Genomic DNA, 15761 nt, shown 5'->3' on the forward strand with positions numbered 1-15761 from the left:
CGCTCGGCTCCGGGACGGCGCGTCCACGCTCTGGGATCCCGTCGCCGCCGGCATTCTGTCAGTGGGATGAAGCGCCGGTGTGGGGCCGATTGGCCTCCCGCGCGACTGGCCCGCCGCCCGACTGCCGTTACGCCCGATTGCCGTTACGTTAGCCCGTGGCGACGCTAGCCGACGGCGCCCTCAGCGCGGTCACTCGTTCGACCCCCCGGGCGCCGCGCGGACCGTAAACCAACTCATCCGGCGCCCAGAACGGGTCGCCGCGGAGAAACCCCGATGCCGATGCCACGCGAAGAAGACGACGACCTGTTCCACGACGAGGCCGACGTGGACTTCGACGACGACTCGGACGACACCGCCTCGCCCGGAAAGAAGGGCGCGAAGAAGAAGACCGCCAAGAAGGCGCCGAAGAAGAAGGCCGCGACAAAGAAAACGGCCGACGCGAAGAAGTCGACCACCAAGAAGAAAAAGAAAGCCAAGAAGGCCGCGGCGAAAGACGACGACGCCGACGACCAAGCGGCGGACGACACCGGCAAAGCTGGCAAGAAGGGCAAGAAGGGCGCCGGCGCAAAGCAAAGCCCTGCGAAGCCCGACGCCCCCAAGAAAGGACCCTCCAGCGGCGGCTTCGCCGCCGGCTTGTTCGACGAACAAGACGCCGCCGATAAAGAGCAGGCCGACGACGAGCCGGCTGACGAGGAACGCGGCGGCGAGCCCCGTAGGGAGAAGAAAGGCGGGAAAGACAGCGACAAGAAGCGTCGCCACGACAAGCCGGCCGACTCCGACGACGACGCCCCGGCCCCGGATTCCGACGAGGACGAGTACGGCCGCCCCGCCGCCCAGGCCAACTACGTGGTCCACATCTACGAGCTGGGCCGCCTGAAGCGGACCATCGACCGCGCGTTCACGCCCGAGGACGCCGAGGCCTTCGCCACGGTCTACTGCAAGACCTCCAAGCGATACGGCCGCAAAGCGGTCGCCGGCAAGAAGGACACGCAGCCGGCCAAAGAGCTGACCGAGCCGTGACCCGCCGCCGCATCGGGCGGCCGGTGGGCGGCGTGTGAGCGCCGGCGGTGGCCGAGGTCTCGGGGGCCGGCGCGGCTTGCGCGGTCGTCGCGACCGGCATATCCGTTTCTCCGCGCGAAGCGATTCGCCGTCGGCTGTGGAACTCGACCCCGGGGCCACGCGTCGCAAGGGGTAGACTCGCTCAACGAGTTCCCCGGCGGGCTCGGCGCCTGCTGGGCATCGGCCCCAGCGGACGGCGCCGCCCGCCCACTCGCCCAAGCGACCCCACCCCCCGCCAATCCACCGGGAAGCGAACCGTCATGCTCGGCCGCTCGATCCTTCGCCCATCGATCCTAGCGCTCGCCCTCGCCGCCGCGGCGCCCGCCCTCGCCCAGGACGTGGCCCCCCCCGAGGGCGCGCCCGCCGAGCTGGGTGACCTCACGCCCGGCGAGCAGATCCAAGCCCTGCTGACCCAGGGCCAAGAGCAATACAACGCCGGCAACTACGAGGCCGCGTTGCAATCGTTCACGCCGGTCGTGCGGGCCTTCGAGCAGAGCGGCGCCTACCGCCCCGAGCCGCTGCTGCTGCGGGCGCGGACCTACGCGAAGCTCGAGGAGTACGAACCGGCCCTGGACGACCTGAAGAAGGCGTTCCAGTACGCGCAGAGCCAGCCGGCCCTGTTGCCGCAGATCCAGAACGCCCGGGCCGAGATCTACATGGACCTCAAGGCCTACGAGGAGGCTTACCCGGACCTGCAGGCCGCGCTGGAGATCGCCCGCAACGACCCGCAGATCAACTTCAACTACGGCAAGGCGCTGGTCTACCTGGGCGGGGCGCAGATGGCCGAGAAGCCCCTCACCAAGTACATCGAAGCCGCCGCCGCGGCCGTCGAAGAGCGCGCCGCCGAAGGCGAGAGCCTCACCGAGGAACAAAACGAGCAGCGGTCCGAGGCCCACGTGCTGCTCGCCCGGGCCTACGCCGCGACGCTCAAGTACGAGAAGTCCCGCGAAGCGATCGCGACCGCGCTGGAGATCGACCCGGACAACTACGACGCCTACTTCACCCGCGCCCAAATCAACCTGCAGGCCGAGGAATACGGCGCCGCGGTCGCCGACATCCGCCAGTCGATCGAGAACTACGAGCCCGAGGAAGAGGAGGACACGATGCCCTTCGCTCAGGGCTACCTGTTCCTCGCTTCGGCGCTGGAGGAAAAGGGAAAGGAGCTGGCCCGCAACGGCGACGAGCAAGCGGCCGACGCGGCCTACGCCGAGAGCGAGAAGGCGGCCGAGAGGCTGATCGAGTTGCTGCCCGAGGAGGACATGCGGTCGCTCGGCGTGCGGATGGCCGCGCTCTTCCGGAAGGGCGTCGCCGAGCGGTTGCAAGGCGACCTGGGTGACGCCGTCACGTCGTTCAGCCAGGTGATCGAGATCGACCCGAACCAGGGCGAGGCCTATTTCCGCCGCGGCATCTGCTTCCACTTCCTGGGCGAAGAGAGGCTCGCCGTGCGGGACTTCGAGCAGGCCGCCAGCATCAACTTCGACAGCCCCCGCTCGAACCTCTGGAAGGGCATGTCGTACGCCAAGAACGGCGAGTACCGCGAAGCGATCCGCGCGTACGGCGAGTCGATCGCCGTGAGCGACCGCTACACGCCGGCTTACGTGAACCGCGGCCTGGCGCACCTTTCTCTGGGCAACTACCAGAAGGCGATCGACGACTTCAACGAGGCGATCCGCCTGAACCCGACCGACGCGGCCAACTACTACCGCCGCGGCCGAGCCCAAGCGCTGCTCGGCGAGCGGGAGAAGGCGATCCGCTCGTTCACCAACGCGATCGAGTTCGACCCGGAGCTGCGGCCCGCGTACAGCGCGGCCGCCGAGGAGCTGGCCGCCGACGGCCAAGAGGCCCTCGCGGCCGAGTACCGCTCGCGGCTCGCCACGCTCGGCGAGTAAGCCCTTGCGCCCGCCGCCAGCCGCGGCCGGCCGCGACCGCTTGACGCACCGCGCCCGGCGCCGTGTTCCGGCCCGCGGCCGCAGGCCGTATACTCGCCCCCCAGCGGAGCCCGTGCCCGGCGTCCCCCTCAGGGGGCGCGGCGGGCGCCGCGACGCCGCCGCGGGGCGTTAAGCACGGGGGCCGACCCCCGGTTAGCCTCGCCCGACGCGGCCGTCTTCCCGTCGCGCGTAGCTCAAATGGGGGCACGAGGTGTCCGAGGCCGGTTCGATCGCTAGCAGCACGTCGTTTTTCGTCCGACACGAGTTCTTGATACGGCGGCTGCACTCGCTCTCGGGACTGATCCCGGTTGGGGCGTTCATGTGCGTGCACCTGGTGACCAACGCCAGCGTGCTCAACGGCCCCGAGACGTTCCAGGAGAACGTCTACCGGATCCACGGCTTGGGCAAGCTGCTGCCGCTTGTCGAGTGGCTGTTCATCTTCCTGCCGCTGATCTTCCACGCGGTGGTCGGCGTGTGGATCGTCACGACCGGCGTGCCCAACACGTCGAACTACGCGTACGGCGCCAACTGGCGGTACACGCTCCAGCGGGCGTCGGGCATGGTCGCGCTGGTGTTCATCCTCTACCACGTGTTCCACATGCACGGGTGGCTGCACTTCGACTGGTGGCTCGCGATGGCCGAGCCGCTGGGCGGCGCCAAGTTCGCCCCTTTCAACGCCCCCTCGACGGCCGGCGCCGCGCTGCAAAACCCGCTGATCATCGCCTTCTACGCGGTGGGGATCGTCGCCAGCGTGTTCCACCTGGCCAACGGCCTCTGGACGATGGGCATCACCTGGGGGGCTTGGACCAGCGCCGCGGCGCAACGCAAGGCCCTCTACGCGTGCGGGGTCTTCGGCTTCGCGTTGCTGGCGGTGGGGCTCTCCGCCCTGGTGGGGATGGTCGGCGTCGGGTCCGGCGAGGGCTTCGAGCAGGCGCGGCAGATCGAGGAGCAGATGTTCAAGTACAAGGTCGAGGCCGGCCTGATCCCGGCCGACTCGCACAAGAAGGTCCACGAAGGGGACGACCTGCCGGCCCGCACCTACGGCCTGGAGCCGGTCGAGCCCGGCCAGGACGCCCCCGAGTCAACCGAAACCGGCGACTGACCGCCGCCGCCAACGAGCAGGCGCCACCCGCCTTATTTAGGGAACACGAAAATGAGCGAACAACGCGTCCTCGTGGTCGGCGGCGGCTTGGCCGGCTTGGCTTGCACGATGAAGCTGGCCGAGCTGAGGGTGAAGACCGACCTGATGAGCCTCACGCCGGTGAAGCGATCGCACAGCGCGTGCGCCCAAGGCGGGATCAACAGCGTGAACTCGCTGACCCGCCAGCAGGGCGACGACGAGTGGCTGCACTTCGACGACACCGTGTACGGCGGCGACTTCCTGCAGCACCAGCCGCCGGTCAAAGAGATGGCCTACTGGGCGCCGAAGGTCATCGACCTGATGGACCGCCTAGGCGTGCCGTTCAACCGCACGCAGGAGGGCTTCCGGGATCAGCGGCGGTTCGGCGGCACGCTGTTCAAGCGGACCGCGTTCGCCGGCGCGACGACCGGCCAGCAATTGCTGTACGGCCTCGACGAGCAGGTCCGCCGGCACAAGGCGGCCGGCCTCGTCGAGATGTACGAGGGCTGGGACTACCTCGGCCCGGTCCTCGACGACGACGGCCGCTGCCGCGGCGCGGTCGCTCAGAACCTGGTGACGATGCAGATCCGCGTGTTCAAGGCCGACGCGGTCGTCGTCGCGTCCGGCGGGTGCGGCCTGCTGTACGGCCGCAGCACCATGTCGATGGCCTGCAACGGATCGGCCGCCAGCCGCACCGCGCAGGCGGGCGTGCGCTACGCCAACGCCGAGTTCATCCAGGTCCACCCGACCGCCATCCCCGGCGCCGACAAGTGCCGCCTGATGAGCGAGTCGGCCCGCGGCGAGGGGGGCCGTGTGTGGGTCCCGCGTAAGCCGCACGACCCGCGCGAGCCGGCCGACATCCCGGACGGGGAGCGCTACTACTTCCTCGAAGAGCGTTACCCGGCCTACGGGAACCTCGTGCCGCGCGACATCGCCACCCGCGAGATCTTCAACGTCTGCGTGAACGAGGGCTTGTCGGTCGACACGGACAAGCAGTGCGTTTACCTCGACCTCACGCACATCCCCCGCGAGGAGCTCGACCGCAAGCTCGGCGGCATCCTGCACATCTACGAGAAGTTCCAGGGCGTCGACCCGCGCGACGTGCCCATGAAGATCTTCCCGGCCGTGCACTACTCGATGGGCGGCCTCTGGGCCGACTACGCCCGCAGCGCCGATGGCGGCCTCGACCCGGCCAACCCGCGCAACCACCAGACGAACGTGCCGGGGCTCTACGCGATCGGCGAGTGCGACTACCAGTACCACGGCGCCAACCGGCTGGGGGCGAACTCGCTCTTGTCGTGCATCTTCACCGGGCTGTTCGTCGCCCCGGGCATCAAGGCCATGATGGACTCGCTCGACGCGAGCACCACCGACGAGAAGTATGACCCGCTGCACCGCACCGCCCTGGCCGACGAGCAGCGGGAGCACGACGCGCTCGTCCGCGGCGCCGGCGAGGGGGACGAGAACCCCTACGAGATCCACCACCAGCTCGGCGAAGAGATGACCCGCGCCGCGCTGGTCGTCCGCAAGAACGACCAGATCGCCGCCGCGATCGAGAAGGTCGACGAGCTGTGCGAGCGGGCGAAACGCTGCAGCCTGTCCGACACCGGCGCGTGGACGAACCAAAACGTCGTGTTCGCCAAGACGCTCCGCGACATGTTCCCCCTCGCCAAGGCGCTGCTCAAGGGCGCGCTGGCGCGCGACGAGTGCCGCGGGGCCCACTACAAGCCCGACTTCGCGATGCCCGGCATCACGGCCGAAGACCCGGCCGAACGCCGCCGCGAGGCCGAGCGGTGGTGCGACGCGTTCGTCGAGAAGAACCGCAAGTGGCTCAAGACCTCGATCGCCGATTTCGACGCGTCGGGCGAGCCCACCATCACTTACGAGGACGTCGACACCTCGCTCATCCCGCCCCGCCCGAGGCTCTACGGGCTGGTCGGCGCCGAGGTCATCGAGGAGGTCTGGAAGGAACGCGCCGCCGCCCAAGACACCGCCCGAGCGGCCGAGCCGGCGATGGCCTGATTCGCTGCGGCGTGAGCCCCTCACTCGCGTCGGGCGTGAGCCCCTCACTCGCGTCGGAGGAGAAGGAGGACCAGAGCCTCGGGCGTCAGCCCGCCCGAGGCTCGGGCGCACAACTAGGCTCACCCATCGGACGTGGGCACTAGGCGCCTCTGCAGCTCTCGGCCGGCGCCTAGGCCTCGACGTTTGGTCGCCGGCCCCTACTTCAGCGACACCTTCACCGAACGCCCGCTCGGCGCGAAAGTGACCTTCCCCTCGCGGGCCAGCCAGCCCAGCGCCAGCAGGGTGGTCTCGGCGGGCCGGTCGATCGCCTTCTTCAGCGCCGCAAGCGTCATCGGCGCCGCGCCGTTCAGCACGCCCCAGACCTCGCCGGCCGCGTAGCCAATCTGCTCGTCGCACAACTCCGGCTTGGGCGCGGCGGCTTTCGGCGTGGGGGCCTTCGCCGCGGCCGGCTTCTTCGCCGCCGGTTTCTCCACGGCGGTCGCCTTGGCGACGGGCTTCACGGCGGTGGGCGTCGGCGGGAGTCGCTTGCTGGTCTTCTTGGCCATGATGGTCTGGCGCGGGATCGGGGGGGGCGGGGGACGCGGGATGGCGGCGGGCCGCGACGCTCGCGCCGCGGGCCGGACGCGCCGCCTCGGTGCAGGGGCGGCGCCCGACATGCGGATCGTAACGCCCCGACCGCCCGTCGAGACACCCCATAGCCCGTGAAATCCCGCCCCAGCGCTGCGGTTAAGCCGATACAGGCGCTGGCGGCGGGCCGCTGGCGGCCTTAAATTGCCGGGACAACCGATGAACCCTATGCGGCCACGACGCTGCCAAGCATGATCGCTCCAAATAAAGACCACGCGAAGCCCTCGAGCTTCGACGTCCGCATCCTCCGCCAAAACGCGCCCGGCGAGCCGTCGCGGTGGGAGCGGTTCCGGCTCCCGTACGAGCCGAACCTGAACGTCATCAGCGTGCTTCAGAAGATCGCCCGGATGGCGAAGACCGCCGCCGGCGAGAAGACCTCGCCGGTCGCTTGGGACTGCAACTGCCTGGAAGAGGTCTGCGGCGCCTGCACGATGGTCATCAACGGCCGCGTGCGGCAGAGCTGCTCGGCGCTGGTCGACCGGCTCCTCGAAGAGAAGCCGGGCGAGATCGAGCTGCGCCCGATGTCCAAGTTCCCCGTGCTCCGCGACCTGGTGGTCGACCGCCAGCGGATGTTCCGGTCGCTCGAGCGGGTCGACGCGTGGGTGCCGGTCGACGACTACCTCGACCGCGGCGCCGGTCCGAAAGAGTCCCAGGAGTCGCAGGAGGTCCGCTACCCCCTGTCGGAGTGCATGACCTGCGGTTGCTGCCTCGAGGCCTGCCCCCAGTACACGAAGGTCGAGCTCCAGCGGAAGCCCGGCGAGAGCGACGAGCAGTTCGAGGCCCGCAAGAACGCCGCGTACGACACCTCCTTCATCGGGGCCGCGGCGATTAGCCAGGCGATGCTGTTCAACGAACACGGCACGGGCAAGATGCTCGCCGAAGAGCGGCTCGAAGCCCTGATGGGCCCCGGCGGCGTGCACGCGTGCGGCAACGCCCAGAACTGTGTGGCCGTGTGCCCGAAGGCGATCCCGCTGACCCGCTCCATCGCGCGAGCCGGACGCCAGGTCACGGTGCACACCATCAAGAAGTTCTTCGACCGCTAGAGCGGACGCGGGGCCCGGAGCGTCAAACAGCGAAAGCCGGCGCCGCATGGACTCGCCATGCCGCGCCGGCTTCGTTTGCTTCATCGGGTGCGGACGCCGGCTCGCGGCGCCTCGGTCACGGGGCGGGCGATCAGAACCCGATCGAAATCCCGACGCCGCGGCCGCCGTAGAACGCCGGGCCACCGCGGTAGAACGAGTTGTAGCCGTACACCGGCGTCACGATGGCGCCGCGGCCACGGTGATAGCCGTAATGGCTGGGACCGTATCCGCCCCAGTCGCCGCCGTAGCCAGCATAGTAGCCGGGGCCGTAACCCCAGCCGCCGCCGCCGCCGCAGCGATGGCGATGGCCGGCGTCGGCCTCGCTCGCTCCGCCAAACGTGAGCAGCCCGCCGGCCAGCAATGCAGCGCCGACGATCAGGGAGCGCTTCGCAGCGCGTTTCGTAAACCGAATCATTTCTGTTTCCTCCTGTGGCGCCGCCGCAGCGGCGAGGTCTGGGTCGGCGGCCAGGCACGGCCGCTCGCGGGTTGGTTGCCTTGAGGAATGGCACGTGCGGCGCCAAGGACGGCCGCTTCTCGTAAAGGCCTTCAAAATGGCGGTTTACGTCACGCACCGCCCAACAGCACCCGCTCAGGCGGTTTCAGGAAGAGGTCAAATTGTGGACATATTGATGTCCGAATGACTCTTCCTTTCGATTGGCAGTGCAGTTATTGGCACATTCGTTGCAAAGAAGGGTACCGTCAGATGCTGATCCCCTCGGTTCCATGTGCTGTTACTGGGCCGGAACGAGTTGAGGCGCTCACGGGGTCGGCAGACGAGAGGCAAACGCAACGGTTAACGGAATCCCTTGAAGGAGAAGAGGTTACGACACGCGGCAAGCCGCCGTACCTAGCCGTGTGTCGCACTAGATTCTGTTCAACCAAGGCGGGTTCGGGGTCGATCGGAACAGGCGACCCCGACCCGCCTGTTGCGTTTTGATGCGTTCAATATTGCAACACTGTTGGCGTGCAATGCAGGATTGAACACTCCGCCGACGCTCGACAAAGCCCTACACCGCGACTTCTGAGGCGACTTCCTTTACCGTGGAAGTTCCTGGCCGCGTAGGATTGGTAGCTGAGTAAGCGTCCTCCTCCGCCCCCCGGCCACGAAGCGTTCGGCTTCATTCATTTGATGCGTCGCCCGATTGTCAGCGTCGCCGTTGCCCTGACGTCCGCCGTTGCGGCGGGCGTCGGATCCCTGCCGTCGTGCTGTGGCGCGACAGCCGACGACCAGGCCATCGTCCGGCAGATCGACTCGGCGCTGTCCGAAGCCTGGGCCGACGCCCGCGTGCAGCCCGCCCGCCCCGCGCCCGACGGCGCGTGGGCGCGGCGGGTCTACCTCGACGTGGTGGGGCGTGTGCCGACGCTCGACGAGCTCACGGCGTTCGCCCAGCAGCCCAAGCCAAAGCGCCGCGAGTGGTTGGTCGACCAACTGCTCGGCGAGGCCTACACGGCCGAGCGAGCACGCTGGCTCGCCACCCAGTGGGCCAACCTACTGATCGGCCGCACCGGCGGCCGGAGCAACGACTCGCTCGTCGTTCGCGAGCCGTTCGAGGGGTTCCTTCGCGCCGCGTTCGCCGAGAACCGGCCGCTCGATGAGTTGATGACCCAGCTCGTCACCGCCGTGGGCAGCGTCCGCCCCGAGGACGAAGACCACAACCCGGCCGCCAACTACCTGGCCGACAAGATGGACGACGGCGGCGTGCAAGCGACCGCCAAAACCGCCCAGGTCTTCCTCGGCGTGAGCGTGCAGTGCACGCAGTGCCACAACCACCCGTTCAACGAGGGCCGGCAGAACCAGTTCTGGGAGCTCAATGCGTTCTTCCGCCAAACCCGCGCCGAACGCGTGCGCGGCGAGCCTGGCCAGCGTGCGAAGGCCCGCCTCGTCGACCGCGATTTCTACGGCGAGGGCCGCGGCCCGATGGCCGCCGTGTCGCTCGCCCCGGGCCAGCCCGAAGCGGCCGAGACCTACTACGAGCTCCGCAACGGCAAGCTGAAGGTCGCCTACCCGGTCTTCATCGACGGCACTTCGCTCGCCGGCGTGTTCAAGGACCGCGGCCACGACCACGGCGACAGCGGCCGCTTGGCGCTCGTGAACCGCCGCGAGGAGCTCGCCGGCCTGATCGCCGCCTCGCCCGACTTCGCCCGCGCCGCGGTCAACCGCGAGTGGGGCCGCTACCTCGGCTACGGCTTCACCCGCCCGGTCGACGACATGGGCGCGCACAACCCACCGTCGCACCCCGAGCTGCTCGGAACGCTCGCCGACGCGTTCCAGGACACGGGCTACGACCTGTCGCGGCTCACCCGGTGGATCCTCCTCAGCGAGGCCTACGGCCTCGACAGCCGCGCGCCGCGCTCCGGCGAAGAACACGACCCCGCGGCCGGCGCCGTGCCGCTCTTCAACCGCTTCTACCTGCGGCAGCTCACGGCCGAGCAGATCTACGAGTCGCTCATCACCGCCACCCGCGCCGACGAGATGCTCTCCGACGAGCGCCGCGAACAGGCGCGCGACCGTTGGCTCCGCCAGTTTACCACCGCGTTCGGCAACGACGAGAACGGCGAGTCGACCTCCTTCGACGGCTCGATCCCCCAGTCGCTGGCGATGATGAACAGCGAGCTGGTGCGCCGCGCGACCGAGCTCGGCTGGGGCGGGTGGGAAGAGGGCGAAGCGTCGGGCTCCTACAGCAAGCAGCCGAAGCGGCCCTCAGGCTTCCTCTCGTCGGTCGCCGCCGACCCGACACTCACCAACGCCGACCGCGTCGAGCGGCTCTACCTAGCCGCGCTCGCCAGGAAGCCCGACCGCAACGAGCTGGCCGTGTGCAACCGACTGCTCGCGGCCCGCGGGGGCGACGCCGCCGAGGCCCTGCGCGACGTGTGGTGGGCGCTGCTGAACAGCAACGAGTTCATCCTCCAGCATTGAGTTGATAAGCGGTCTCGGCTTGTCCGCGACGAAGACCTCGCCAGGAGTTTCCAAAACGGTCTCGGCTTGGCTTCGCCAAGACCTCGCCAGGGCGTCGACTCGTGATCACAATCAAGACGGGTTCGCCCGAGGCTAGCGCCTTCGGCTCAAGAACGCGGACAACCCCCTGTAGCCGAAGGCGCTAGCCTCGGGCAGCGCCACCCGCACCCGACGGCCGGAGCACCGACATGAACTACCGCATGAACCGCCGGCACTTCCTCGACCACTTGGCCGCCGGCGCGGCGTTCGGTGCGGCTTCTTTTGCACTAGGGCGCACGGTCGAGGCGGCCGCCGAGCGGCTGCGTCGCGACCACAAGTCGTGCGTGCTCCTCTGGATGGGCGGGGGCCCCCCGACGATCGACATCTGGGACCTCAAACCCGGCGCGCCGACCGGCGGGCCGCTCAAGCCGATCTCCACCACCGGCGACCTGCAGATCACCGAGCGCTTGCCGCTGGTGGCCGAGCAGATGAAGCACCTTTCGGTGATCCGTTCGATGAGCACGCGCGAGGCGGACCACACGCGCGGGCGGTACTACCTGCACACGGGCTACGTGCCGAACCCGAACGTTGTGCACCCGAGCTACGGGTCGGTCATCGCGCACGAGCTGGCGCCGCAGCTCGCGGGTCTCGAGATCCCGCCGTTCGTGACGATCGGCGGTCCGAGCGAGGGCCCCGGCTTCCTCGGCATGGCCTACGCGCCGCTGCAAGTCGACCCGAGCGGCCGCGTGCGCGACGTGCAGCCCCTCGTCGAAGAGGAGCGGATGCGGGAGCGGCTCGCGTTGCTCGCGGAGATCGAGGGCCGCTTCGCCAAGCAGCGCCGCGGGCCGGCCGCGACCGAGCACGCGAAGGTGCTCGAGCGGACCGTGTCGCTGATGCAATCGAGCCAGATGTCCGCGTTCGACGTGAACTCGGAGCCCGAGAAGGTCCGCGAGCGGTACGGCCAAGGCGGCTTCGGCCGCAGTTGCCTGCTCGCCCGCCGGCTGGTCGAGGCCGGCGTGCCGTTCGTCGAGGTGAACCTGGGCGGGTGGGACCTGCACGACAACTGCTTCGACCGGCTCGACCAGAAGCTGCCCGAGCTCGACCAGGGCATGGGCGCGCTCGTGGCGGACCTCGCCGAGCGCGGCCTGCTCGACCAGACGGTGATCCTCTGGATGGGCGAGTTCGGCCGCACGCCGCGTATCAACGAAGACGCCGGCCGCGACCACTACGCCCGCGCGTGGAGCGCGGTCGTCGGCGGCGGCGGCCTGAAGGGGGGGCTCGCGGTGGGCGAGACCTCGGCCGACGGCACAACGGTCGAGTCGCAGCCCCACTCGGCCGAGGACCTGATGGCCACCGTCTGCCAGGCGATGGGCCTGTCGCTCCAGACCGAGTTCAAGAGCACGAGCGGCCGCCCGATGAAGATCGCCGGCGGGGGCACGCCGATCGCGGAGTTGTTCTGAACCGCCAAGACGCCAAGAGCGCCAAGGCCGCCAAGAAGGAAGGAAGCTTCGATGAGTGATTCCTCCGATCCCGTCGTGCTGACCGAGGTCCCGACCGAGGCCGACGCGATCCTGCTGCGTGACGCGCTGGCCGAGCACGGCGTGCGGGCCGAGTACGACGGCGCCACGATCGCCGGCTTCCGCGCCGAAGCGCCGGCCATGGTCCGCGTGCTGGTGGCCGAGTCCGACCGAGACCTGGCCCGCCGCCTGATGCAGGACCACCGCCTCGACACGCCGGGCCAGGTGGACTGGTCGCAAGTCGACGTGGGCGAGCCGGAGTGACACCAAATCAGGGCGGTGTCGGCGATCCCCTGACGCAACAGACGCAGCGACGCCGGCCGGGGGAGATGGCCGTTGGGCGGCGAGTTTGACGCATCGGCTTCGAGCAGAGAAGATTTCGATATGCATATCCCGCTTCCCGCCGACGCCGAGCAGCGTTTGGCCAGCCACGCTCGCGCGGCTGGTTACTCGGATGTCGCAGCGTTTGCAGCCGACCACCTGCTGAGGATCGCGAACGCGCCGACCCCCGCGGGCAGTTCGGCGGACGCCCTGCAAGCGAGCCTCGCTATGCTCCGCGAGAGCGAGTCCGACATGGCCGCCGGCAGGACCGAGGACCTACGCGAAGCCCTCGCGGACATCGCGACAAAGCATGGCCTTCGCAAGGGGCCATGAGGTACCGCGTCCGCGTCACGCTCCGGGCGAAAGCGGCGATCGATGAGCAAATCGGATACATCGCCAACATGCGGCAGTCGCCAACCAACGCACTCCGCGTGCTCGAGGCGATTGAGCAGTCGATCGACTCGCTGGCGACAATGCCCGAAAGGGGCGCCCTCGCGCCAGAGGACGCCTACGTCGATTACAGCGTGCGGATGCTGATCATCATGCGGGTCTACCTGTTGCTCTATCGGATCGACGAATCGGGCGGCACGGTGGTGGTCGTCGGCTTTCGACACGGGAGCCGTTTGCCAAGACCCGGCGACCTCGGGGAGTAGGCACCCGTGAAAGCCGTCCTCTACCACGCGTTCGGCGCCGCGCCGGAGCTGGCGACCATCGCCGATCCCGAGCCGCCCGCCGGCGGGGTGGTCGTTCGGGTGGAGGCCACGGGCCTCTGCCGCAGCGACTGGCACGGCTGGCAAGGGCACGACGCGGACATCACGGCCCTGCCGCACGTGCCGGGGCACGAGCTGGCCGGCGTGGTGGTCGCTGTCGGCTCGGGCGTGCGGCGGTGGCGCGGCGGGGAGCGCGTGACGACGCCGTTCGTTTGCGGTTGCGGCGGCTGCGAGTACTGCGCGGCCGGCGACCAGCACGTCTGCCCGAACCAATTCCAGCCCGGCTTCCATGGTTGGGGGTCGTACGCGGAGTACGTCGCGCTGCCGTACGCCGACGAGAACCTCGTCGCGTTGCCCGACGGGATGTCGAGCGTCGCCGCGGCGAGCCTCGGCTGCCGGCTCGCGACCGCCTACCGCGCGGTCGCTGTGCAAGCCGCGCTGCGGCCGGGCCAGTGGCTCGCCGTGCACGGCTGCGGCGGGGTGGGCCTGTCGGCGGTGATGGTCGCCCACGCGCTCGGCCTGCGGACGATCGCCGTCGACGTGCGCGACGAGCCGCTGCGGCTGGCGGCACAGCTCGGCGCCGACCACACGATCAACGGCGCCACGACGCCCGACGTGGCCCAATCTATCCGCGACCTGACCGGCGGCGGCGCCCGCGCGTCGATCGACGCGCTGGGCAGCCGCGCCACACTGGCCGGTTCGCTCGCGTGCCTGCGGCGCCGCGGCCGGCACGTGCAGGTCGGCCTGCTCGCCGGCGACGACCTCGACCCGCCGGTCGCGATGGGGCCGGTCGTCGCCTACGAGCTCGAGATCGTCGGCAGCCACGGCCTTCCGTCGCACGCGTACCCGGCCATGCTGGGGCTCGTAGCCGAGGGGAAGCTCGACCCGACGCGATTGCTCGACCGCACGATCCCGCTAAATGCCGCGCCGGCCGCCCTCGCGGCGCTGGGCGACTACGGCGGCGCGGGCGTGAGAGTGATCGACCTATCGCTATGACGCCCGCCCCGTGTGTTCTCGGTTCGATAGCCGCTAGGGCGCCTCGCCGAACATCTCGTCGAGGTCCAGCCGGTACAGGATCTGGTTGTAGTCGTGCCGCGGCGTGGGCTCGGCGCCGGCGGCGAAGGCGGCCGTGTAAGTCGCTTCGAACAGGACGATCGGCGACCCGTGGTCGACCAACTCCGGGTGCAGCCGCGGGTTGTAGAACGTGTAGTTGTCGTGCGTGACGACCTTCTGCGCGTCGCCCCACGGGCCCACCGGCGAGTCGGCCTCCGCGTACCACAGCTCGCCCAGGTACGACGGCTCGCCCCCCTGCTCGCAGAAGACCGTGATCCACTTGCCGCGGTACGCGTTGAAAGCGATCGAGCCGCGGTGCGGCGTCACCCGGCGCCCCGACCGAGAGGCGACGTCGGCTTGCGGGGCGAGCGCCTGCCACCGCTGCGGGTCGGAGTACGCGTCGAAATCGGCGGCGCACTTCAGCGTCGGGAAAGGGTCGCCGAAGAGCACCCACTCTGCGCCCGACTCGTCGGTCCATCGGACCGCGTGGCCGTGCGGGGCGGGGGGCGGCTTGGGTGGGCCGTCGGACTTCCGCCAGAGGGTCTTCAGCGGCGTGAAGCGAGCGTGCTCGTCGTCCCACACGCAGAGGCCGACCTCGTACGAGTCGAGCGGCGGGTCGATCTTCGAGTAGGTCGCCACCAAGCGCTCCTGGCCGTCGGCGTCGGCGAGCGACACCAGACCGCTGAGCCACGTGGGCCCCTCGCCCGGCATGCGCGCGACGTCCCGCACCGCGCCGTCGGCGTCGCGGAAGAAGTCGTAAGCGATGCCGAGCGGCGGCTCGAACCGATCCAGCGGCCGCAGCGGCGTGGTCGCGCCGGTCATGTGGAAGCGGCCGAGCGGGTAGCGGGCGAGCGTGGTGTCGCCCCACAGCCAGAACAGCTTGCCGCGGTGCTCGGCCAGTTGCACGCTGTCACAGCCGAGCACGCCTGATTCCTTCCGAGCGTCGCCGAGGTTCCGCTGCTGCGATTCGCCGAACAGCCCCGCGCCGGTGATCCGCCCAAGGCGTTTGCCAGGCAGCTCGCGCTTCACACGGATCTTGAGGGTCTCGCCCGGCCGCGGCGTGACGCGCACGCCCTCGTAGCCGAAGCCGTCCGGTTCGACGCCGTACCCGTGTGCTTTCACCGTCAGCCACGTCGGCTCGCCCATCAGCTCCGGCAGGTCGAACGCGGCCACGCCCGCGTTGTCGGTCACGAGCGTCACGTGGTGGGTGGTGGTGAGCTCCACGAGCGGCACGGGCCAGCCGTTCTGGTCGTCGACGACCTTTATCTGCGCTGGTTCAATCGCCGCCGCGGGGGCTGCGATCGCGGCGATCAGCGTGAACAGCAGCGGCGCTGTGCCCGTCGGGGAGGGCGTCATGCTTCGCTCTCTGGGTAGCGTGGGACGCACC

General features: G+C 69.6%; 14 protein-coding genes. 11 read left to right on the forward strand and 3 right to left on the reverse strand.

Annotated elements, in window-relative coordinates; translation table 11 throughout:
- Nucleotides 1–273: 273 nt before the first annotated feature.
- The 4 genes from RIC11_RS11155 (at nucleotide 274) to sdhA (ending at nucleotide 6129) form a co-directional block, all read left to right on the forward strand.
- The gene (locus tag RIC11_RS11155; RefSeq protein ID WP_350211224.1) at nucleotides 274–1020 is read left to right on the forward strand and encodes a hypothetical protein; all 747 of its coding nucleotides are present in this window, start codon (nucleotides 274–276) and stop codon (nucleotides 1018–1020) included.
- A gap of 299 nt (nucleotides 1021–1319) precedes the next feature.
- Complete coding sequence (locus RIC11_RS11160) at nucleotides 1320–2948, forward strand: tetratricopeptide repeat protein (RefSeq protein WP_350211226.1); 1629 nt, start codon at nucleotides 1320–1322, stop codon at nucleotides 2946–2948.
- A 250-nt stretch (nucleotides 2949–3198) separates the two neighbouring features.
- The gene (locus tag RIC11_RS11165; protein WP_350211228.1) at nucleotides 3199–4089 is read left to right on the forward strand and encodes a succinate dehydrogenase cytochrome b558 subunit; all 891 of its coding nucleotides are present in this window, start codon (nucleotides 3199–3201) and stop codon (nucleotides 4087–4089) included.
- 51 nt (nucleotides 4090–4140) lie between these two features.
- Nucleotides 4141–6129 (forward strand): succinate dehydrogenase flavoprotein subunit, encoded by a 1989-nt coding sequence (gene sdhA, locus RIC11_RS11170; RefSeq protein ID WP_350211230.1) that lies wholly within the window; start codon nucleotides 4141–4143, stop codon nucleotides 6127–6129.
- A gap of 197 nt (nucleotides 6130–6326) precedes the next feature.
- Here the strand turns inward: sdhA and RIC11_RS11175 are convergent, their stop codons facing one another.
- On the reverse strand, nucleotides 6327–6674 hold the full coding sequence (locus RIC11_RS11175) for a winged helix-turn-helix domain-containing protein (RefSeq protein WP_350211232.1): 348 nt from the start codon (nucleotides 6672–6674) through the stop codon (nucleotides 6327–6329).
- Nucleotides 6675–6947: 273 nt separating this feature from the next.
- Here RIC11_RS11175 and sdhB point away from each other — a divergent pair, with 273 nt between their 5' ends.
- Nucleotides 6948–7799, forward strand: a complete 852-nt coding sequence (gene sdhB / locus RIC11_RS11180) for a succinate dehydrogenase iron-sulfur subunit (RefSeq protein ID WP_350211234.1) — start codon at nucleotides 6948–6950, stop codon at nucleotides 7797–7799.
- 130 nt (nucleotides 7800–7929) lie between these two features.
- Here the strand turns inward: sdhB and RIC11_RS11185 are convergent, their stop codons facing one another.
- Complete coding sequence (locus RIC11_RS11185; protein ID WP_350211236.1) at nucleotides 7930–8253, reverse strand: hypothetical protein; 324 nt, start codon at nucleotides 8251–8253, stop codon at nucleotides 7930–7932.
- A gap of 714 nt (nucleotides 8254–8967) precedes the next feature.
- Here RIC11_RS11185 and RIC11_RS11190 point away from each other — a divergent pair.
- The 6 genes from RIC11_RS11190 to RIC11_RS11215 all read left to right on the forward strand — a co-directional run bounded on the left by RIC11_RS11190 (nucleotide 8968) and on the right by RIC11_RS11215 (nucleotide 14317).
- A complete protein-coding gene (locus RIC11_RS11190) occupies nucleotides 8968–10755 on the forward strand; it encodes a DUF1549 domain-containing protein (RefSeq protein WP_350211238.1) in 1788 nt (595 codons plus the stop codon).
- Between the two features lie 227 nt (nucleotides 10756–10982).
- Nucleotides 10983–12233 (forward strand): DUF1501 domain-containing protein, encoded by a 1251-nt coding sequence (locus RIC11_RS11195; protein WP_350211240.1) that lies wholly within the window; start codon nucleotides 10983–10985, stop codon nucleotides 12231–12233.
- Nucleotides 12234–12284: 51 nt separating this feature from the next.
- The gene (locus RIC11_RS11200) at nucleotides 12285–12554 is read left to right on the forward strand and encodes a hypothetical protein (RefSeq protein ID WP_350211242.1); all 270 of its coding nucleotides are present in this window, start codon (nucleotides 12285–12287) and stop codon (nucleotides 12552–12554) included.
- A gap of 120 nt (nucleotides 12555–12674) precedes the next feature.
- Nucleotides 12675–12944, forward strand: a complete 270-nt coding sequence (locus tag RIC11_RS11205; RefSeq protein WP_350211244.1) for a hypothetical protein — start codon at nucleotides 12675–12677, stop codon at nucleotides 12942–12944.
- The gene (locus RIC11_RS11210) at nucleotides 12941–13264 is read left to right on the forward strand and encodes a type II toxin-antitoxin system RelE/ParE family toxin (RefSeq protein ID WP_350211246.1); all 324 of its coding nucleotides are present in this window, start codon (nucleotides 12941–12943) and stop codon (nucleotides 13262–13264) included. Before RIC11_RS11205 ends, RIC11_RS11210 begins: the two co-directional genes overlap by 4 nt.
- Nucleotides 13265–13270: 6 nt before the next feature.
- Complete coding sequence (locus RIC11_RS11215) at nucleotides 13271–14317, forward strand: zinc-dependent alcohol dehydrogenase family protein (protein ID WP_350211248.1); 1047 nt, start codon at nucleotides 13271–13273, stop codon at nucleotides 14315–14317.
- A gap of 33 nt (nucleotides 14318–14350) precedes the next feature.
- Here the strand turns inward: RIC11_RS11215 and RIC11_RS11220 are convergent, their stop codons facing one another.
- The gene (locus RIC11_RS11220) at nucleotides 14351–15730 is read right to left on the reverse strand and encodes a glycoside hydrolase family 183 protein (protein ID WP_350211250.1); all 1380 of its coding nucleotides are present in this window, start codon (nucleotides 15728–15730) and stop codon (nucleotides 14351–14353) included.
- Between the last annotated feature and the right edge of the window lie 31 nt (nucleotides 15731–15761).

It is taken from the genome of Botrimarina sp., assembly GCF_040219535.1.
Lineage (GTDB): Bacteria > Planctomycetota > Planctomycetia > Pirellulales > Lacipirellulaceae > Botrimarina.